Genomic DNA, 17,064 nt, shown 5'->3' on the forward strand with positions numbered 1-17,064 from the left:
GCCGGACCACCCCCTGCCGGGTCCTTCGGGGGCCCGGCGGCGGGTGGTCGGCCGGGTGCGGGGGGCCGGTCGTTCAGCTGTTGGACCAGGCCCGGCGGCACAGCACCAGGCGATAGCCGTCGGGGTCCTCGATGGTGACGCCCCACTCGTTCCAGTAGGGGTTGGGGGATGCGACCCGCTTGCCGCCGTGCTGCTCCAAGCGGGCGACCAGATCGTCCGGGACCGGGTCGTCGGCGTAGACGACCAGCAGATCCTCCTCGGTGGGGCGGGGCTCCACCGGCCGGGCGGGCTCGTGCACGAGCTCCAGATGCCAGTCGGCGTCGGGCCAGCCGAGCATCAGCAGGTCGTGGTGGCCCGGTCCGGATCCGCCCTCCGACCGCCACACGACGCTGAGCCCGAGTCCCTCGCGCCAGAACCGCTCGGCCGCCGAGAGGTCCTTGGAGGGGCGGGCGATCCTGATGTGGCTGCGACCGTTCACGGGCATGGCGACCTCTTCTCGTGGCGTCCTGGTCTACGACGGCGATGCGCCTCGCAGCCTAGGGAGCCGGCCGCCGCGTGACATCGGCCATCGGCCCTGGGTCCCGGAGACTAGGCCTTGGCGTGCACGAGCTGGATCAGGTTGCCGCAGGTGTCGTCCAGCACCGCCGTGGTGATGCTGCCCATCTCCAGCGGCTCCTGGATGAACCGGACCCCGAGCCCGCGCAGCCGCTCGAACTCGGCCCGCACGTCGTCCACGGCGAAGGACGCGGCCGGGATGCCGTCCTCCACGAGCGCCGTCTTGTACGGCTGCACCGCGGGATGGCCTGACGGTTCGAGGAGGAGTTCCGTCCCGTCGGGGTCCTCCGGCGAGACCACGGTCAGCCACCGGTCCGCGCCCACGGGGACGTCGTGCTTCTTCACGAAGCCCAGCACGTCGGTGTAGAAGCGCATGGCCTTGTCCTGGTCGTCGACGAAGACGCTGGTGATGTGGATCCTCATGAGTTGTCCTCCGGTGCGTCGGGCTTGAGCCAGCGGGTCATGACGCGCTCAAGGGGTGTGGTGTTCAGGTCGTGGAACTTGTAGCGGCCCTCACGCCGGGACACGACCAGACCCGCCGATTCCAGGACGGCCAGATGCTGGCTCACCGCCTGGCGCGACAGCCCCAGACCGTGCTTGGTCACCAGCCGCGTACAGATCTCGAACAGGCTCTGGCCGTCCCGCTCGGCCAGCTCGTCCAGGATGCGCCGACGGGTGGGGTCGGCCAGCGCCTTGAAGACATCCTCCGCCATGACCCAACGATAGGCAAGTAGCCACTTGCCTATCAAGGCCGGTGCGCCGCGCGATCACGAATGGTTCCTGCACGAGGATGAGGTCTGAGGCGGACCGGTCGGGGTATGCCGGATCTCACCTCGACGAGCGCGACGGAGGACGAGTGATGGCACAGCTGCGACAAGAGGTCGACCCGGGTGCGGCCGGGCTGGATCCGGGGGCGCTGGCCCGCATGGACCGGCACTTCGCCGGTCTCGTCGACGAGGGCAGGTTGCCGGGCTTCCTCGTGTCCGTCGCCCGCGCCGGACGCGTCGCCCACCTCACGACGCACGGCCTGCGCGACATCGCGGCCGGGCGGCCCGTCGAGCCGGACACGCTGTGGCGTGTCTACTCCATGACGAAGCCGGTCACCGCGGTCGCCGCGCTGCTGCTGGTCGAGGAAGGCCGGCTGTCGCTGGACGACCCGGTCGCCGACCACCTGCCGGCCTTCGCCGACCCCCGCGTCTACGTCGGCGGCTCCGGGGCCGACGTCCGAACCCGCCCGGCCACCGGCCCGATACTCGTCCGCCACCTGATGACCCACACCTCGGGCCTGACCTTCGGCTTCTACCACACCCACCCGGTGGACGCCCTGTACCGCGAGGCCGGTCTGGAGTCGTCGGTGCCCCCGGGCGCGGACCTGGCCGAGACAATCGAGGTGTACGCCGGCCTGCCGTTGCAGTTCGAGCCGGGCACGCAGTGGAACTATTCGGTTGCGAGCAACGTCCTGGGCCGGGTCATCGAGGTCGTGTCGGGGCAGCCGCTCGACGTGTTCTGCGCCGAGCGGATCTTCGGCCCGCTCGGCATGACGGACGCGGGGTTCCACGTCACGGACGAGCAGGCGCCCCGGCTCTCCGAGATGTACGGGGAGAAGGAGGGCGGCGGCATCGAGCGGATCCCCGGGCTGCCGCTGCGCGGAGGCCGGCCGCGGTTCCTGTCCGGCAGCGGCGGCATGGTGGCCTCCGCCCATGACTACCACCGCTTCATGGAGTTGCTGCGCCGCCGGGGCGAGCTCGACGGCGTCCGGCTGCTCGCCCCCGGGACAGTGGACCTCATGACCCGCAACCACCTGCCCGGCGGCGCCGATCTGCGCGCCTTCGGCAGCCGCCCGGCCCACGACGAGCCCGGAAACGAGGGGGTCGGCTTCGGGCTCAGCGTCTCCGTGGTGATCGACCCGTCCCGCACCCAGGCGCCCTCCGGGCTCGGCGCCTACGGCTGGAGCGGGGTGGCCACGACGACGTTCTGGGTGGACCCGGGCCGTGACCTGACGGTGCAGTTCATGACGCAGGTGCGGCCCAGGTCCTCCCACACGGTGTTCCGCGACCTCAAGAGGTTCGTCCACGAGGCCGTGTCGGACTGACCCCCGCTACTGGTCGACGCGGAGCGTGAACTCGACGCCGTCCCGGGCGAGTTCCCGCAGCCACTGTCCGGACCGGGCCGCCGTCTCGGCGGCCCGGTTCAGGCCCGGCGGCAGCGAGCCGGCCAGGACGTGGCGGACGCCCAGGGCGAGTGTGCGCGAGACGCAGCGGGCCATCGCGCTCTCCCGCTCGTCGCCCACCAGGTCCAGGAGGTATCCGCCCGCCCAGGACCGCCCGGTCTCGGCCCGGACGTCCAGCGACACGGCGAGGACGACCCGGTCGCGGTCGTCGTCCGTGGTGGGGTAGGCGGCGGCCAGCTCCTGGGCCAGGGCGGTGATCCGCGCGTCGTCGCCCCTCTTCAGCTCCTCGAAGACGCCGTCCCAGGCGCGCAGCCAGCCCTCCAGTCGCAGGGTGCCGCGTACGAAGGTGCGCGGTGCCCAGGCGTCCGGCAGTCCGTACTGCTCGACGAAGGGGACGCTGTCGCGGTTGGGGTAGACCTCGAAGGTCTCCCCGTCGAGGACGTGCCGCCGGGTCGCCTCCCACGGGCGGTCGGCGACCGTCTCGGCGCCGCCCTCGATGTAACGGGCCGGGGAGCGCAGGGCGTTGAGGACACCGGCCGGTGCCCAGCTGAAGCGGTACGTGAAGTCGTTCGGGACGGCCGGGACGCCACCGCAGTACGACGTGAGGGTGTACGAGGCGGGTGTCTCGTCGCCGATCGCCTCCCGGGCCCGGGCGACGAGGGCGTGGGCGAAGAGGTGGTCGATGCCCGGGTCCAGCCCGGCCTCGGTGAGGACGACGACCCCGGCCTTCTCGGCGGCGGGCACCTGCTCGAGGACCGCCTGGGACACGTAGCTGGAGCAGGCGAAGTGCGCCCCGAGCCGGACGCACTCGCCGAGCAGCGGCGCGTGCTCCGGCGCGGGCAGCATGGACACCACGACGTCGCCGGGCGCCAGTTCGGCGGCGAGGGCGGGCAGCGTGTACGCGCGGGGCTCGGCCCGTCCGGCGAGGCCCAGCCGGTCCAGGGCGTCGGCCGCGCGGCTCTCGGTGCGGTGCCAGAGCCGTACGCGCTCGGCGGTGTCGCACAGCGCGGCCAGGCCGCTGCCCGTGGACAGGCCGGCGCCGATCCAGTGGACGGTGCCGCTCGCGGGTACCAGGTCAGTGGTCAAGGATCTCCCCCTCTTCGAGGCCGTGTTCACGGTATGCCCGACGGAACCGGTCCAGACAGCGTCCCCAGGGCCCGGTGACGCCGAAGTCGAGCAGGTGGGGCAGGAGGGCGGCCGAGAAGTCGGCACTGGACTCCAGCGGCAGCAGGGAGGGCAGGTTGTCGATGGCGATCAGGTCGAGCGGGGGTTCCTCGCACAGCCGGCGGACGGGCTCGTCCCAGTCGGTGGTCTCGTCGTACACCGGAAGGACGTTGAGCGGGGAGCCCACGTCGCACGTCACGTCGCACAGGGTGCGCAGGCGGCGGTCCGGGGTGTCGAGGTCCTGCTCGCGGAGGAAGGGCGGGACGGGGGTGGTGGCGAGCACCGCGTTGACCATCACGTCGTGGCCCAGCAGGGCACGGCGGTCCAGGTCCCGGGTCTCGGCGAGGTCCCAGCAGGTCGGGTCGACCCCGGCGGTGGCGAAGGCGGCGCGGGCACCGCGGCCGCTGCGGCCCAGGGCACCGATGACCAGGCCGGTGAACCCGGCGTCGGCCGCCCCGGGCTGCAGCGTCTCGTCCAGTGCCTCCTTCGTCGTGGGCGTCAGAGGTGCCCGCAACCGGCCCCGGTGCTGGAGCACCGCGAGGGCCGCGCCCAGGTAGCCGGCCCAGAACCCGAACGCGGCGAGGCGCCGCCCGCTGTCGTCGACCAGGTACTCCAGGTCGAACAGCGCCCCGCCCCCGGCGGCGAACCGGCGCAGCAGGCCGGCCGCCCCGGGCTGGCCCTTGTAGGCGTGGCCGAAGAAGATGTGCCGGTGCGTCAGCTCGGCCGGTTCCTCGGGCAGTTCCTTCAGGCCCAGCACGACGGCGTCCCGCGGGGCCGACACCCAGGAGCCCGCGGGGGCGACGCGGCAGCCGGCCGCCTCGTACTCCTCGATCGGGTAGACCCGCTGCGGGGAGTCCTCGACGGTCAGTGCCACTCCGTTCTCGACGAGCCGCCGGGCGTCGTCGGGCACGACCGGTGTGCGTCGCTCGGTCGTTCGGGCCTCGTGGCGCAGCCACAGATGGAGCTCGGTCATACCAGGTGGGCCTCCGGACGTGAGGCGTCGGCCGCTGACTGAGGGCCGACGCTCAAGGGGCGGACGTCCACGAAGCGTACGCGGCCCGTCCGCGGGTCGCGTACGACTGCGCCCAGGTCACGTCGCGGGACACCCGAACCCGCCCCGGCCTCTCAGGAGGAGCTGACCACCGCGTCGAGGTGGGGCAGGTGGTGGTCGAGGCGCTCCCGCTTGGTCCGCAGGTAGGTGATGTTGTTCTCGCACGGCGGGATCAGCAGCGGCACCTGCTCGGCGACCTCGATGCCGTGGTCCACCAGCGCCTCGCGCTTGCGCGGGTTGTTGGACATCAGGCGGACGGACTTGACGCCCAGGTCCTCCAGGATCCGGGCGGCCACCCCGTAGTCGCGGGCGTCCACCGGCAGGCCGAGGGCGAGGTTGGCCTCGACGGTGTCCAGGCCCTCCGCCTGGAGGGCCATCGCGCGCAGCTTGGCGAGCAGGCCGATGCCGCGGCCTTCATGCCCTCTGAGGTAGACGACGACACCGGCGCCCTCGGCGACGACCGCGCGCAGGGCGGCGTCGAGCTGGTCGCCGCACTCGCAGTGCTGGGAGCCGAAGGCGTCGCCGGTCAGGCACTCCGAATGCAGCCGGATGAGCACGTCGTCCGTGCCGAGGTCGCCGTAGACCAGCGCCACTTGTTCGTCACCGCGGTCGTGGTCGAGGTAGCCGACCGCCTGGAATTTCCCGTAGACGGTGGGCAAGGGCGCATTCACAACGCGTTCCACGCCGGTCCGCTGCGGTGACTTCTTGCCGAGTATGCCAATTTTTTCTGTCATGATTCTCGAGTTCCTAAGCAGAGACGAAAGGCCGTGACGTGATGAGTGATCTGGTGCCGGCGGACACCACGGAAGACGTACGGACGCGGGGCGCCGGTGTCTCACGGCAGGTCGCGGTGCTTCCCGTGGGGAGCTTCGAGCAGCACGGTCCGTATCTTCCGCTGGCGACCGACACGCTCGTCGCCTGTGCCGTCGCGCGGGAGATAGCCGGCGCGTACCCGGTGCACCTCCTTCCTCCGGTGACGATCTCCTGCTCGCACGAGCACGCGGCCTGGCCGGGGACCGTGAGCATCTCCTCGGTGACCCTTCATGCGGTGGTACGGGACATAGCGGCTTCGCTGAGCCGGTCCGGCGTCGACGCCCTGGTGGTGGTCAACGGGCACGGCGGAAACTACGTACTGGGCAACGTCGTTCAGGAATCCTCCGCCCGCGGCGAGCGGATGGCACTGTTCCCGGCCCCGGAGGACTGGGAGGCGGCGCGCGAGCGGGCGGGTGTGGTCGCCTCGCTGCTCACCGACATGCACGCGGGGGAAATAGAGACCTCCATCCTTCTGCACGCTCATCCCGAAATGCTCCGACCCGGTTATGAGACGTCCGATTTCGTCGCTGACGACCGGCGTCATCTGCTCACACTCGGCATGTCCGGCTATACCGATTCCGGTGTCATCGGCCGTCCTTCGCTGGGTTCGGCGGAAAAAGGGAAGGAACTCCTGGCGAGCCTGGCGGATTCCTTCGGGGCGTATTTCTCGCTGCTGACCTCCGACGCGTAGCCGGACACGGTGGCGGGGCCGGGTCCAGGGGCCGGTGAAGCGGACCGGGGCCCGGCACGCAGGCCCGCGTACCAGCGGGCGACGAGCACGATCAGGCCGGGCAGGCTGGCCACGAGGCTGAGCACCCCGTAGACGACCGCGACGGCGAGTCCCCGGCCGGCGCCCAGGCCCGCGGCGCCGAACGCCCAGGCCGTGACGCCCTCCCTCGGTCCCCAGCCGCCGACGTTCAGCGGCAGGCCCATGGCCAGCAGCGCGAGTACCGCGAGCGGCACCAGCACGGCCACGGAGGCGGCGGCTCCGGCGACGCGGGCGGCGAGGACGAACATGGCGACGTAGCCGGCCAGGACGACCACGGAGGAGACGACGACCCCGGGCCCGTTGCAGCGGGACAGCAACCCCTCGCGGGCCTCGGCGAGTACGGTGCGCAGCGCCCGGCCCCGGCTGGAGGGCGCCGCCCGGTTCATGCGCACGGCGAGGACGACGGCGACTGCGCCGAGTGCGGCCAGGGCCGCGAGCGGGGCGATGTGCCGGGCCTGGGCCAGCACCGGGGACGGCATGGTCAGCAGGACCACGGCCCCCACGGCGCACAATGCGATCTGTCCGGCGGCCCGTTCGAGGACGACGGCCTTCACGCCCCGCCGCACATCCCCCTCGCTCTGCCCGTGCCGTACCGCCCGGTGCACGTCGCCGAGCACACCGCCGGGCAGCGCCGCGTTCAGGAACAGCGCCCGGTAGTAGTCGGCGACGGCCGGCCCGAAGGGCAGCCGGATCCTGAGGCTCCGTGCCACGAGCGCCCAGCGCCACGCGCTGAACACGGTGGTGACGAGTCCGATCCCGAGCGCGAGCAGCACCGACGCGGTGTCGATCCGGCCCAGCCCGTCCAGGAAGACGCCGGTGCCGAGCCGCCAGAGCAGTATGCCGAGGATGAGGACGCCGGCGAGGGTGCCGAGATGCGTACGGACCTTGGGGGAGCCGAGGCGGGCGAGGGCGGTACGGATCGGGCGACGGGGCGACGAGGCGGCGGCATCGCCGCCGCGCGGGTGTGCAGGCTCCGGGGCGTCGGCGCACAGGGCATCGGAGCCGATCGTGTCCGCGCCGGGGCCGGCTGACCCGCCGGACGGGCCCGGGTCGCCGCCGGTGTCCGGCAACCGCTGGGCGTCGACGAACGTCGGCCGCTCCCACACCGCCGTCAGCGCGCCCCGGGGCACCGCCGTCGTTCCCGTCGCCTGCGGGCTCATGACGCTCCGCCCGCCGGGCGGCTCAGGGCCAGGAGGTCGGTGTGGTGGACGGTGACGCGCAACCGGCCCGCGGCGCAGTCGGCCAGGCGTTCGGCCAGATAGGCGTCGGCGCGGGCGCGCAGGTCGGGGCGCTGCTCGACGGCGGCGCCGACCCAGCCGCGCAGCCACTGCTCGGTGAGCGCGGCCTGCTCGGGGCCGAGCCGCCAGGGGCTCGGAAGCAGCCGTACCGTCGCGCCGTGCTCGGAGAAGGCCTCGGTCGCCGCCGCCACCGCGTCCGGACCGAGCAGACCGTCGCGGCGCTGGTGGTCGTTGAACGCCTGGGCGATCTCCGAGTCCAGCGGATGGGACGGCGTCAGTTCCACCCGGCCTGCGACGGAGAGAGTGAGCAGGGCGGGGCAGCCGGCTCCGGCGCAGGCGGCGGCGAGGGTCTCGACCTCCTCGCGGGTGAGGACGTCCAGCAGTGCGGACGCCGTCACCAGGGACGCGCCGTGCAGGGCGTCCGGGGTGAGGCGGGCGACGTCACCGCGCCGCGTCTCCACGGTGACCCGGCTGCCGTCGGCCGCCGAGCGCGGGGAGGCGACGGCGGCGAAGTGCAGCAGATACGGGTCGCGGTCGTGCAGGATCCAGTGCTGCGGGCCGTCCAGGCAGGGGGCGAGCCAGCGGCCCATCGAGCCGGTACCGCACCCGAGGTCGTGGATGACGACACCGCCGGACTTGCCCGGCAGGTTGGCGAGCCGGATGCGCAGCGGGTCGAGCAGATCGTGCGCCCGCGCGGCGGCATCGGCCGGCTCCCGCAACTGCAGCCACTCGGGCGCGTAACGGGGCGGGTCGTCCGGGTCGGCCTCACGCAACTTCACGGTGGGCCGCACACCGGGATGCCCGCTGGGACCGGCACCCGGGATCACGGTGTCCACCGGCCGGGCCGGGATCGTCCCGCTCTGGTGGGTCGTCGCCGGGTTCGTCATGCGGCCCTCCGGGGGTCGGTCGGGAGCCGGCGCAGCACGGCCGCCAGGCTCTGTGCGGTCGTCGCCCAGCCGCCGAGGGCGGCGCGGCGGCCGCGGGCTGCGGCCTTGAGGCGACGGCGTACGTCCGCCTCGCCGAACCAGCAGCGCAGCTCCGCGGCGATGGCGGCGGAGTTCTCCGGCGGGACGAGGATGCCGGGCACGCCACCGTCGGGGGCGCGGCCGACCGCCTCGGGGAGCCCGCCGACGTCCGTGGCCATGACCGGGATGCCGCGCGCCAGTGCCTCGGTCACGGCCATGCCGTACGTCTCGGCGTAGGAGGTGAGGACCATCAGGTCGGCGGTGGCGTAACTGGCGTCGAGTGCGGCGCCGGACTGCGGGCCCGCCAGCTCCAGCCGGTCCTGAAGGCCGTGCTCGGCGATGAGGGACCGCAGATGGGCGACGTACTCCGGGTCCTGGGTGAGACTGCCGACGCACACACAGCTCCACGGCAGGTCGGTCACCGTGGCCAGCGCCTCCACCAGCCGGTGCTGTCCCTTGCGCGGGGTCACGGCGGCCACGCACAGCAGCCGTGAGACACCGTCGGTGCCGGGCGCGAGCGGCGCGATGTCGGCACCGGGGGCCGCGACGTGCACCCGCTCGGGGGGAAGGCCGTGGTGGGCGACCAGCCGGCGGACGGCCCAGTCGCTGGTGGCGACCACCGCCGGTACCGCCCGCAGCACCGCCCGTTCCCTGGCGTCGAGTTCGGCGGCCACGGCCGGGTCGAGCCCGGTCTCGTCGCCGAGCGGGAGGTGGACGAGAACGGCCATGCGCAATCGTTCCGCCTCCGGCACGACGATCTCCGGGACGCCGCAGGCGACCAGCCCGTCGAGCAGGACGACGGCGCCGTCGGGCAGGCCGCTCAGGGCGCGGGCGAGTTCCGTACGGGCCGCCGCCGCCGGCCGGGGCCAGTCACCGGCCACGGCGTGCTTGGTCACCTGCCAGCCGAAGCCGGGCAGGTCCAGGCACACGCGCCGGTCGTAGGCGTTGCCGCCGCTCGGCGTCGTCGGGTCGTCGACGCCGCCCGGCAGCACGAAGTGCACGGTGCGCAGGGACATGGGGATGATCTCGGCGTTCTTCAGGACGGCGTGCTGCACGGGAACGTAGTTCAGCCGCGCCGGTGCCGGTCCGGTCTGCTCGGGCCGTTCGATCGTCGTGTCGGTCACAGCGCACGCTCGTAACTCGCCCAGGCGATGTGCGACTCGTGCAGCGTGACGGTCAGGCCCGCGATGCCCTTGGCGCCCTCGCCCAGCGCGCCCTTGTGGATGCGCTCGGCGAGCCGGTCGGCGATGACCTTGGCGAGGAACTCCGTGGACGTGTTGACACCGGCGAAGTCGGGCTCGTTGTCGAGGTTGCGGTAGTTCAGCTCGCTGACCACCGCCCCGAGTTCCTGGGTCGCCAGACCGATGTCGACGACGATGTTGTCCTCGTCCAGCTGTTCGCGCCGGAACGTGGCGTCCACGAGGAACGTGGCCCCGTGCAGGCGCTGGGCCGGTCCGAAGACTTCGCCACGGAAGCTGTGGGCGATCATGATGTGATCGCGGACGGTGATGCTGAACAACGGACGACCCTCCAGGTGCGGCGCGTCTGCTCCCCCGCTATGGCTGCCGGGGATGCCGAGTAGTACGGCTGTCTGCCTTCCCCTGTTCAGTCTCCGGTACGTCTTTTCTCAGGTCAGGCGCTCTCGTCGTAGCGGACGCGGTGGCACAGCGCGGGGATCTCGCCGGAGGCGAGCTTCGGCAGCACGTCCGGCAGGTCCTCGAAGGCGGACTCGCCGGTGACGAGGGCGTCGAGGGCCGGGTCGGCGAGCAGATCGAGGGCGAGGGCGAGCCGGTCGGCGTAGGTGCGGTTCGGCCGGGCCGGGGAGACGGTGCCGACCTGGCTGGAGCGGATGACGAGCCGCCGGGAGTGGAAGGCCTCGCCGAGCGGCAGGCTCACCTGCCGGTCGCCGTACCAGCTCAGTTCCAGCACGGTCCCTTCGGCGGTGAGGAGTTCCAGGGACCTGGCGAGGCCCTGCTCGGTGGCGCTGGCGTGGACGACCAGGTCGCATTCGCCGAGGGCGTCCTGCGGGGAGGCGAAGCCGACGCCCAGGGCCTTGGCGATGCCGGCCCGGCCGGGGTCGGCGTCGACCAACTGGACGCGGACGCCTGGGAACCGGGCGAGCAGTGCGGCCACCGAGCAGCCGACCATGCCCCCGCCGACGACGGCGATCCGGTCGCCGACCAGGGGCGCGGCGTCCCACAGGGCGTTGACGGCGGTCTCCACGGTCCCCGCGAGCACGGCCCGTTCGGCCGGCACCGAGTCGGGTACGGGCGTGACGGCGCTCGCCGGGACGACGTACCGGGTCTGGTGCGGGTAGAGGCAGAACACCGTACGGCCGGTGAGCGACTCGGGCCCTTCCTCCACCACCCCGACGTTGAGGTAGCCGTACTTCACCGGGCCCGGGAAGTCCCCCTCCTGGAACGGCGCCCGCATGGCCGTACGCTGGCTGGCGGGCACGCCGCCGCGGAAGACCAGCGTCTCCGTGCCACGGCTCACGCCGGAGAAGAGTGTGCGGACCAGCACCTCGCCCTCGCCGGGGTCCGGCAGGGTGACGTCCCGGATGCCGCCCCGCCCGGGCGAGGCGATCCAGAACGCACGTCCGGTGTGCTCCATCGAAGTCCTCCTGAACGATCGGGAAGTCGCTTGCGTACCGAGGGGTGCACAGGCCGCGCACAAGGTAGCGGCGTTGATCGACTCTGTCACACGGCCGGAGGGTGTTCGGTGGCCCTGAACAACACTTACGACGCGAGGCTCGTACAGCAGGAGACCGCCGTGGGGGCGGGCGTGCAGATCCTGCTGCTGGCCCTGATCGGTACGGCGATCGGGATGGGCCCGGCGGGCTGGCTGACCGGCCTCGCGTTCGCGATCGCCACCTGGGCGGTGCTCTCCCGGGCCCTGCACCGCTCCCGGCTGCGCTCGTTCGGCGCGGCGAACCGGGTCACCCTCGGCCGGGCCACCCTCGTCGGCGGGGTCACCGCGCTGGTCGCGGACTCCTTCCAGAGCTCGCCGCCCGTGTCCCTGTTGGTCGGCCTGACGGCGGTGGCCCTGATCCTCGACGGCATCGACGGCAAGGTCGCCCGCCGCACGGGCACCTCGACCCCGCTGGGCGCGCGCTTCGACATGGAGGTCGACGCGTTCCTGATCCTGGTGCTGAGCGTGTACGTGTCGATGGAACTGGGCCCGTGGGTGCTGCTGATCGGCGGGATGCGGTACGTCTTCGTCGCCGCCGCCCGGCTCTGGCCCTGGCTGACCGCCGCGCTCCCGCCGAGCACCGCACGCAAGACGGTCGCGGCACTCCAGGGCGTGCTCCTGCTGCTGGCGGGCGCCGACCTGCTGCCGTACGCGGTCAACTTCGGGGTCGCGGCCCTGGCCCTGGGTCTGCTGGTGTGGTCGTTCGGACGTGATGTGCTGTGGCTGTACCGGACCTCGCGGGTCTCGGCGACCTCCGCCCGGCGGCAGGTGCGGGAACTGGTCGCGAGCTGACGCCCTGGCCGGTCAGGCGTCGAACCGGCCGCGCGCCGACTCGATGTGCCCGAGGTACTGGTGGGTCCAGCCGCAGATCAGGTCGACCGTGGCGCGCAGGGCCCGGCCCGGTTCGGTGAGCGTGTACTCGACCTTCGGCGGCACGGTGGGGTGCACCTTCCGGTCGACCAGGCCGTTGCGCTCCAGCATCCGCAGGTTCTGGGTGAGCATCTTGTGGCTGACGCCCTCGACCTCGTCCCGCAACTCGCTGAAGCGCAGGGTGCGTTCGCCGAGGGCCTCGATGATCAGCAGCGCCCACTTGTTGGCCACGTCCGAGAAGATCTCCCGCGCCAGGGAGTCGGCCCGCCGCAGGTCCGCGTTCTCCGGCAGGTCCCTCAACTGCTTGGTCACCATCTGGTTCCCCAGTCACTGAAAAGTGCGTTCTTCCAGGTCGCCGGTCACTCTCTTACAGTTCCCGAGTAACCGCAAGAGAGCGCGGGTTCGCGCTCGACAGAAGAAACAGAAGGACGGGAACGGGAACCATGACCACGATCGATGTCTACGACCACGCCATCCCGGCAGAGAGCCACTTCGGCTATGCGCAGGCCATCAGGTCCGGCGATCTGATCCACGTCTCGGGACAGCTCTCGTTCGACGAGGCGGGCGTTTTCCGCCCCGAGGACGACATCGCCGCTCAGCTGGCGGGGACCTACGCCAACATCGACAAGGTGCTGGCCCATTACGGCGTCACGCGCAACCAGATCGTCTCCCAGACGCTGTACGTGGTGGACCTGGTGAAGAACGCCGACGCGGTGGCCGAGGGCAACCGGGCCTACTTCGGCGCCCACCGCCCGGTCAGCACGGCCCTGGGCGTCACCGAACTCACCTTCCCCGGGCAGGCCGTCGAGATCAGCTGCGTGATCGACACGAAGCTGCCCGCCTGAAGCGGTCGGTCAGCGGCGCGTCCCGGCGCCCACCAGGGTCCGTTCGTACGGGTCGAGGACGACGCCCCGGACCTTGGTGGAGACGCCGGCGATGATCCGCTGGTGGGCCAGCGGCACGACCGCGTCCGTGCGGAGGATCGCGGCCTCGGCGGCCATGGCCGCGTCCTGCCGCTCGCCCGTGCCGTCGGTGCCGTCGGCCTTCTGCACGGCCCGGTCGACGTTCTCGTCGCACAGCAGGGCCAGGTTGTAGCCGCCGTCGCAGGTGTAGTCACCGGCGAGGATGCCGACCGGGTCGCCGGTGTCCAGCAGGCTGTTGCGGGCACCGATGAACGCGTCGAACTTCCCGGCCAGCGCGTCGCTCTCCAGCCGTGAGTACTCGCGGACTTCCAGCTCGACCGTGAAGCCCGCCTTTTCGAGCTGCTGTTGTACGACCTGGGCGGCCTCGGGGAGTTCGGGCCGGTTGTCGTAGGTGGCGAGGGTGATCCGCGTACCGTCGGGCCGGGCGGCGTCCGCGCGCCCGGTCGGCGTCACCCGCTTGCTCTCGGCCCAGGTGACGGCGGGTCCGTAGATGCCCGCTCCGGGGTCGGCGTACCCCTCGAAGACGCCCTTGACGATGACGGAGGAGTCGATGGCCGTGCGCGCGGCCGCGCGCAGCTCCGGGTCCTTGAAGGGGCCGGTCCTGGTGTTGAGGTGAAGGCTGGTCGTCCGGGTGGTGCCGGCTTCCTTCAGGGTCGCCTTGTCGAGGGTGGCGGCCTGGGCGACGGGGATCGCCTCGGCGATGTCGACGTCGCCGGTGCGCACCGCGTTGGCGCGCGCGGTGCCGTCCTTGACGAAGCGTGCGTCGATGCCCGAGGCGTGGGCGCGGCCGCCCCAGTAGTCGTCGAAGCGGTCGAGGGCGGCGGAGCCGCCGCTGGTGACCTCGGTGATCTCGAAGGGCCCGGTGGCGGTGCCGACGGGCGTGGGGGCGCCCTGCTGCTCGTACGCCTTCGGGGAGAGGATCGCCAGGCCCGGGCTGGACAGGCGCATGGGCAGGACGGGATCGGCCGCGGCGGTGGTGATACGGATGCCGCGGCTGCCGTCGGGCTCGGCGTCGAGGGTGACACCGGCGAGGGCGGCGGGCACGGGCTTGGCCTTCGTGGCGCGGGTCAGCGCGTCGGCCACGGCGGACGGGGTGACGTCCGTGCCGTCCTGGAAGGTTGCCTCGCGCAGGGTGAACCGCCAAGTGCGGTCGTTCTCGCGGCGCCAGGACTCGGCGAGCGCGGGGGCCGCGGCACCGTTGGCGTCCAGGGCGGTCAGCCCCTCGGTGACACCGAGCCGGCTGAGGAGCGTGGCATCGGCTCCGTACGGCGAGAAGTTCTCGGCGGGCGGGAAGGCGAGGGCGACGCGCAGCCGCGAGCCCGGCTGCCCGCCGTCCGACGACGACTCCCCGCCGGGGGAGGCGAAACAGCCGGCCAGGGCCGGGACGAGGACGAGGGCGGCGAGGAACCGGACGGGACGCTTGATGCTCAACACACGCACTTGCACAGCATATGCATCAAGCGCGCCCCGGCGGCCGGCCGGGGGGCCGCCATCCGCCCACCGCACCCAACCCCCATATGGAACAGGCGATTTGACAGCGGCGACGATCACTCCCTAAACCTAACCACATGACATCCATTTTCAAAAAGGTGGAGCGGTCGTGAGGGTCGCGTTCGTCGGCAAGGGCGGCAGCGGCAAGACCACGCTGTCGGCGCTCTTCTCCCGCCACCTGGCGCGCTCCGGCGCTCCGGTCCTCGCCATCGACGGCGACATCAACCAGCACCTGGCCGAGGCGCTCGGCGAGGAGGAGAAGTCCGCCCCGCCCCTCGGCGAGCACCTGGCCGACATCAAGGACTTCCTGCGCGGCACGAACCCACGCATCACCTCCCGCGAGGCGATGATCAAAACGACTCCCCCGGGACGCGGTTCCCGTCTCCTGCGCCCACTCGGCGACGACGAACTGCACGCCCGGCACGTCGGCCGGGCAGGCGGCGTCCCGCTCATGGTCACGGGCGAGTTCGACGATTCCGACCTGGGCGTGGCCTGCTACCACTCCAAACTGGGCGCGGTCGAGTTGTACCTCGGCCACCTGGTCGACGGACCCGGCGAGTACGTCGTGGTCGACATGACGGCGGGCGCGGACGCCTTCGCCTCGGGCCTGTTCACCCGCTTCGACATCACCTTCCTGGTGGCCGAGCCCACCCGCAAGGGCGTCTCGGTCTACCGGCAGTACCGCGACCACGCCGAACAGTTCGGCATCCGCATCGCCGTCGTCGGCAACAAGGTGACGGGCGAGGACGACCTCCTCTTCCTCAAGGACCAGGTCGGGGACGACCTCCTGACCTACCTGATCCACTCCCCCTGGGTCCGCGCGGCCGAACAGGGCCGGACCGAGGGCGGCCCGGACACACTGGCGTCTTTGGAGCCGCACAACCGCCACGCACTCACGATCCTCCGCGAGGCCGTCGACTCCCACCCCCGCGACTGGGACCGGCTCCACCGCCACGCCGTCGAGTTCCACCTGCGCAACGCCCATGCATGGGCGGACGCCCGCACGGGCGAGGACCTGGCCGCCCAGGTCGACCCGGACTACACCCCGGGCACCCCGCCCACCACCTGACCCCCTCCGGCCTCTCTCCCGCCACCCCCGACCAGACAGGACGACACTCCCCATGTCCCTCGACGTCTCCCCGAAACTCCTCGCCGCAGCCGAGCAGGGCGACATCGGCGAGGAGGACTTCGTGGACACGGTCCGCACGTCCCTCCCCTACGCCTACGACCTGATCGCCTCCCTCGCCACCGACCTCCACGACGGCAAGGCCGAGTTCACCGACAACCAGACCCCTCCCCCCTCGGAACAGGAACGCGGCCAACTCCTGCGCGCCCTGGCCAGCGACGCGATCCGCACCAGCCTGGAACGCCACTTCGGCATCACCCTGGCCTTCCAGAACTGCCACCGCGTCGCGGCGTTCCGCCCGGAGGCGCGCGACGGCGAGACGCACACCCGCTTCACCTCCGCCCGCTCCCAGATCCTGAACCAGTCACCGGAGTTCAGGGACTGCTGACGCTCCCGCCCTCATCCAGAAAGGCCATCACGGCCGCTACGAACAGCCCCCGATCGTCCAGCCAAGGAAAGTGCCCCGCCCCCTTCTGCACGGCCGGCTCGGCGTTCGGGCACAGCCCCGCGTACTCCTTCATCACGCGCGCAGGCGCCGCCACGTCGTACTCCCCGGCGAGGACGAGCACCGGTGAGGGAAACGCGGCGAGGGCGCTGCGGGTGCCATCGGGGTCGAAGGCGCCCTCCGAGGCGTAGTGAGCGGCGGCTTCGTCGTTGCGCTGTCGCTGCTCCGCCGCGCGGAGGGCCCGGGCCTCATCGTCCCACCGGCCGTACCAGAACGGGGCGACGGCGTCCCAGTCGTCGGCCGTCGCCCGGCCGGCCGTGATGGCCTCCAGGGACGCCTGCGCCGGGGCGAACCAGGGTTCGTCCCGGCGCAGGCGTGCCGTCTCCAGGCGGTCCTCGGCGGTGATGCCGAGGCCGACGGCGAAGACGCTGGGCGTGATCAGGGCGAGCCGGTCCACCCGGTCCGGATGGCGGGCCGTGTACAGCGCGGCCAGATTGGCACCGGCGGAGTGCGCGAGCAGATCCAGCCGCTCCAGGCCCAGCTCCTCACGCAGCGCCTCGACATCGGCGACCTGCCGGTCACAACGGTACGACGCCGTGTCCCGCGGCACCGCCGACCGCCCGGTCCCCCTGAGGTCGAGCCGGATGAGGGTGCGGTGGGCGGTCAGGCCGCCCAGATCGCCCAGATAGACCGAGTCCTGCATCGGACCACCGGGGAGACAGACCAGGGGCGGGCCGTCCCCCGTCACGTGGTAGGCGAGGGTGGTGCCGTCGGGAGCGGTGAAGGCAGGCAT

The 17,064-nt window shown here is 72.3% G+C and carries 19 protein-coding genes and 1 pseudogene; 6 read left to right on the forward strand and 14 right to left on the reverse strand.

The genetic code is table 11. The features are described 5' to 3' along the window. Positions 1 to 73 precede the first annotated feature (73 nt). The 3 genes from SCNRRL3882_RS06225 to SCNRRL3882_RS06235 all read right to left on the reverse strand — a co-directional run bounded on the left by SCNRRL3882_RS06225 (position 74) and on the right by SCNRRL3882_RS06235 (position 1,268). Positions 74 to 484, reverse strand: a complete 411-nt coding sequence (locus SCNRRL3882_RS06225) for a VOC family protein (protein ID WP_010043098.1) — start codon at positions 482 to 484, stop codon at positions 74 to 76. A gap of 104 nt (positions 485 to 588) precedes the next feature. After that, on the reverse strand, positions 589 to 978 hold the full coding sequence (locus SCNRRL3882_RS06230) for a VOC family protein (protein ID WP_010043103.1): 390 nt from the start codon (positions 976 to 978) through the stop codon (positions 589 to 591). Next, a complete protein-coding gene (locus tag SCNRRL3882_RS06235; RefSeq protein WP_010043104.1) occupies positions 975 to 1,268 on the reverse strand; it encodes an ArsR/SmtB family transcription factor in 294 nt (97 codons plus the stop codon). Before SCNRRL3882_RS06235 ends, SCNRRL3882_RS06230 begins: the two co-directional genes overlap by 4 nt. Positions 1,269 to 1,414: 146 nt before the next feature. Between SCNRRL3882_RS06235 and SCNRRL3882_RS06240 the strand changes: the two genes are divergently transcribed. After that, the gene (locus SCNRRL3882_RS06240; protein WP_010043106.1) at positions 1,415 to 2,647 is read left to right on the forward strand and encodes a serine hydrolase domain-containing protein; all 1,233 of its coding nucleotides are present in this window, start codon (positions 1,415 to 1,417) and stop codon (positions 2,645 to 2,647) included. 6 nt (positions 2,648 to 2,653) lie between these two features. Here the strand turns inward: SCNRRL3882_RS06240 and SCNRRL3882_RS06245 are convergent, their stop codons facing one another. From SCNRRL3882_RS06245 to ribA, 3 genes are all read right to left on the reverse strand, one after another. Beyond that, entirely contained in the window at positions 2,654 to 3,811 is a 1,158-nt protein-coding gene (locus SCNRRL3882_RS06245) for a saccharopine dehydrogenase family protein (protein WP_010043108.1), read from the reverse strand. Continuing rightward, positions 3,801 to 4,862, reverse strand: coding sequence for a saccharopine dehydrogenase (locus SCNRRL3882_RS06250; protein ID WP_010043110.1), 1,062 nt, complete (start codon positions 4,860 to 4,862; stop codon positions 3,801 to 3,803). The genes SCNRRL3882_RS06245 and SCNRRL3882_RS06250 overlap by 11 nt, the downstream gene beginning before the upstream one ends. Positions 4,863 to 5,014: 152 nt before the next feature. Then, the gene (ribA, locus tag SCNRRL3882_RS06255; protein ID WP_029181391.1) at positions 5,015 to 5,674 is read right to left on the reverse strand and encodes a GTP cyclohydrolase II; all 660 of its coding nucleotides are present in this window, start codon (positions 5,672 to 5,674) and stop codon (positions 5,015 to 5,017) included. A gap of 41 nt (positions 5,675 to 5,715) precedes the next feature. Between ribA and SCNRRL3882_RS06260 the strand changes: the two genes are divergently transcribed. Continuing rightward, positions 5,716 to 6,444 carry a creatininase family protein gene (locus tag SCNRRL3882_RS06260; protein WP_010043112.1) on the forward strand — a complete coding sequence of 243 codons (729 nt, stop codon included), beginning with the start codon at positions 5,716 to 5,718 and terminating at the stop codon, positions 6,442 to 6,444. 155 nt (positions 6,445 to 6,599) lie between these two features. On the opposite strand, the pseudogene SCNRRL3882_RS41635 reads toward SCNRRL3882_RS06260, so the two are convergent. The 5 genes and pseudogenes from SCNRRL3882_RS41635 to SCNRRL3882_RS06285 form a co-directional block, all read right to left on the reverse strand. Then, a pseudogene (locus SCNRRL3882_RS41635) lies at positions 6,600 to 7,682 on the reverse strand (lysylphosphatidylglycerol synthase transmembrane domain-containing protein); the annotation flags it as partial. After that, entirely contained in the window at positions 7,679 to 8,647 is a 969-nt protein-coding gene (locus SCNRRL3882_RS06270; RefSeq protein ID WP_010043113.1) for a class I SAM-dependent methyltransferase, read from the reverse strand. The gene SCNRRL3882_RS06270 and the pseudogene SCNRRL3882_RS41635, both read right to left, overlap by 4 nt. Next, positions 8,644 to 9,849 (reverse strand): glycosyltransferase family 4 protein, encoded by a 1,206-nt coding sequence (locus SCNRRL3882_RS06275; RefSeq protein ID WP_010043116.1) that lies wholly within the window; start codon positions 9,847 to 9,849, stop codon positions 8,644 to 8,646. Before SCNRRL3882_RS06275 ends, SCNRRL3882_RS06270 begins: the two co-directional genes overlap by 4 nt. After that, entirely contained in the window at positions 9,846 to 10,244 is a 399-nt protein-coding gene (locus SCNRRL3882_RS06280) for a 6-pyruvoyl trahydropterin synthase family protein (protein WP_010043117.1), read from the reverse strand. Before SCNRRL3882_RS06280 ends, SCNRRL3882_RS06275 begins: the two co-directional genes overlap by 4 nt. Positions 10,245 to 10,357: 113 nt before the next feature. Continuing rightward, positions 10,358 to 11,338, reverse strand: coding sequence for a zinc-dependent alcohol dehydrogenase (locus SCNRRL3882_RS06285; protein WP_010043118.1), 981 nt, complete (start codon positions 11,336 to 11,338; stop codon positions 10,358 to 10,360). A gap of 108 nt (positions 11,339 to 11,446) precedes the next feature. On the opposite strand from SCNRRL3882_RS06285, the gene SCNRRL3882_RS06290 reads away from it, so the two are divergent. Next, the gene (locus tag SCNRRL3882_RS06290; RefSeq protein WP_010043119.1) at positions 11,447 to 12,208 is read left to right on the forward strand and encodes a CDP-alcohol phosphatidyltransferase family protein; all 762 of its coding nucleotides are present in this window, start codon (positions 11,447 to 11,449) and stop codon (positions 12,206 to 12,208) included. A gap of 12 nt (positions 12,209 to 12,220) precedes the next feature. On the opposite strand, the gene SCNRRL3882_RS06295 is transcribed toward SCNRRL3882_RS06290, so the two are convergent. Further along, entirely contained in the window at positions 12,221 to 12,601 is a 381-nt protein-coding gene (locus SCNRRL3882_RS06295; RefSeq protein ID WP_010043120.1) for a winged helix-turn-helix transcriptional regulator, read from the reverse strand. A 128-nt stretch (positions 12,602 to 12,729) separates the two neighbouring features. Between SCNRRL3882_RS06295 and SCNRRL3882_RS06300 the strand changes: the two genes are divergently transcribed. Then, entirely contained in the window at positions 12,730 to 13,131 is a 402-nt protein-coding gene (locus SCNRRL3882_RS06300) for a RidA family protein (RefSeq protein WP_010043122.1), read from the forward strand. Positions 13,132 to 13,140: 9 nt separating this feature from the next. On the opposite strand, the gene SCNRRL3882_RS06305 is transcribed toward SCNRRL3882_RS06300, so the two are convergent. After that, on the reverse strand, positions 13,141 to 14,655 hold the full coding sequence (locus SCNRRL3882_RS06305) for an ABC transporter substrate-binding protein (protein ID WP_086012552.1): 1,515 nt from the start codon (positions 14,653 to 14,655) through the stop codon (positions 13,141 to 13,143). A gap of 154 nt (positions 14,656 to 14,809) precedes the next feature. Here SCNRRL3882_RS06305 and SCNRRL3882_RS06310 point away from each other — a divergent pair, with 154 nt between their 5' ends. Both SCNRRL3882_RS06310 and SCNRRL3882_RS06315 read left to right on the forward strand, forming a co-directional pair. Further along, positions 14,810 to 15,769, forward strand: a complete 960-nt coding sequence (locus SCNRRL3882_RS06310; RefSeq protein ID WP_010043128.1) for an AAA family ATPase — start codon at positions 14,810 to 14,812, stop codon at positions 15,767 to 15,769. Between the two features lie 52 nt (positions 15,770 to 15,821). Continuing rightward, on the forward strand, positions 15,822 to 16,214 hold the full coding sequence (locus SCNRRL3882_RS06315; RefSeq protein ID WP_010043130.1) for an SCO5389 family protein: 393 nt from the start codon (positions 15,822 to 15,824) through the stop codon (positions 16,212 to 16,214). Here the strand turns inward: SCNRRL3882_RS06315 and SCNRRL3882_RS06320 are convergent. Beyond that, a complete protein-coding gene (locus SCNRRL3882_RS06320; RefSeq protein ID WP_010043131.1) occupies positions 16,201 to 17,064 on the reverse strand; it encodes an alpha/beta fold hydrolase in 864 nt (287 codons plus the stop codon). The two genes, SCNRRL3882_RS06315 and SCNRRL3882_RS06320, sit on opposite strands and share 14 nt — an antisense overlap.

Source organism: Streptomyces chartreusis NRRL 3882, assembly GCF_900236475.1.
GTDB lineage: Bacteria > Actinomycetota > Actinomycetes > Streptomycetales > Streptomycetaceae > Streptomyces > Streptomyces chartreusis_D.

Coding starts and splice junctions, on each gene's coding strand:
- SCNRRL3882_RS06225 (WP_010043098.1), bottom strand. CDS start 484: ATGCCCGTGAACGGTCGCAGCCACATCAGGATCGCCCGCCCCTCCAAG.
- SCNRRL3882_RS06230 (WP_010043103.1), bottom strand. CDS start 978: ATGAGGATCCACATCACCAGCGTCTTCGTCGACGACCAGGACAAGGCC.
- SCNRRL3882_RS06235 (WP_010043104.1), bottom strand. CDS start 1,268: ATGGCGGAGGATGTCTTCAAGGCGCTGGCCGACCCCACCCGTCGGCGC.
- SCNRRL3882_RS06240 (WP_010043106.1), top strand. CDS start 1,415: ATGGCACAGCTGCGACAAGAGGTCGACCCGGGTGCGGCCGGGCTGGAT.
- SCNRRL3882_RS06250 (WP_010043110.1), bottom strand. CDS start 4,862: ATGACCGAGCTCCATCTGTGGCTGCGCCACGAGGCCCGAACGACCGAG.
- ribA (WP_029181391.1), bottom strand. CDS start 5,674: ATGACAGAAAAAATTGGCATACTCGGCAAGAAGTCACCGCAGCGGACC.
- SCNRRL3882_RS06260 (WP_010043112.1), top strand. CDS start 5,716: ATGAGTGATCTGGTGCCGGCGGACACCACGGAAGACGTACGGACGCGG.
- SCNRRL3882_RS06270 (WP_010043113.1), bottom strand. CDS start 8,647: ATGACGAACCCGGCGACGACCCACCAGAGCGGGACGATCCCGGCCCGG.
- SCNRRL3882_RS06285 (WP_010043118.1), bottom strand. CDS start 11,338: ATGGAGCACACCGGACGTGCGTTCTGGATCGCCTCGCCCGGGCGGGGC.
- SCNRRL3882_RS06295 (WP_010043120.1), bottom strand. CDS start 12,601: ATGGTGACCAAGCAGTTGAGGGACCTGCCGGAGAACGCGGACCTGCGG.
- SCNRRL3882_RS06300 (WP_010043122.1), top strand. CDS start 12,730: ATGACCACGATCGATGTCTACGACCACGCCATCCCGGCAGAGAGCCAC.
- SCNRRL3882_RS06315 (WP_010043130.1), top strand. CDS start 15,822: ATGTCCCTCGACGTCTCCCCGAAACTCCTCGCCGCAGCCGAGCAGGGC.
- SCNRRL3882_RS06320 (WP_010043131.1), bottom strand. CDS start 17,064: ATGCCTGCCTTCACCGCTCCCGACGGCACCACCCTCGCCTACCACGTG.